Origin of the sequence: Aporhodopirellula sallentina SM41, from assembly GCF_000346505.1 — a bacterium.
Lineage (GTDB): Bacteria > Planctomycetota > Planctomycetia > Pirellulales > Pirellulaceae > Rhodopirellula > Rhodopirellula sallentina.
Window position 1 is genome coordinate 1 of record NZ_ANOH01000447.1, and the last position, 507, is coordinate 507.

At 56.4% G+C, this 507-nt stretch carries 1 protein-coding gene; it reads right to left on the reverse strand.

What is annotated here, in order from left to right; genetic code table 11:
* Positions 1–117: 117 nt before the first annotated feature.
* Positions 118–507: hypothetical protein (locus RSSM_RS35100; protein ID WP_044303965.1), on the reverse strand; the 390-nt coding region annotated here is incomplete at its 5' end.

Here is a 507-nt window from a genome sequence, read left to right on the forward strand (position 1 = left end):
ATAACGGCAGCGATATGCGGGCGGCGGCGGATGACTCAACCACTTCGAGAACGGCGACCACCGCCGCTCCGTATCATCGCATGGTTATCGCACGTTTCGACAGCAACAAGCGTAAAGTCAGTCGATGAGAACGACATGATACCCGATGGTGAGGAGTGAAACCAGAAACGAAGCGATCGCAAAAACACGATGCGTGGTGGTTCGAGTGACGATCGCGCAGATGACCCCGAGAACTGCGGACAGAGTGCCAGCGAAACAAATGTAGTCAACGAACGTGGTCATGACTGCGTTGTGGTTCCAAGGTCCGCCGCTTGAGAGCGTCGCGTCCGAAGATGGAACTTGACCGGTAGACCAAGCGTAGCACCATGTGTATCCGACGAGAGTAAGGAGCCCGACAAGCGAACCGAGCGCAAGCACGAATGGCAGGCGTGACGTTTTGGGGCCACGCGACTTGGAGTTTGCGTCGGTATGGATTTGAGCGTTCGTCGGAAGCCTGCGTTCAGTTGC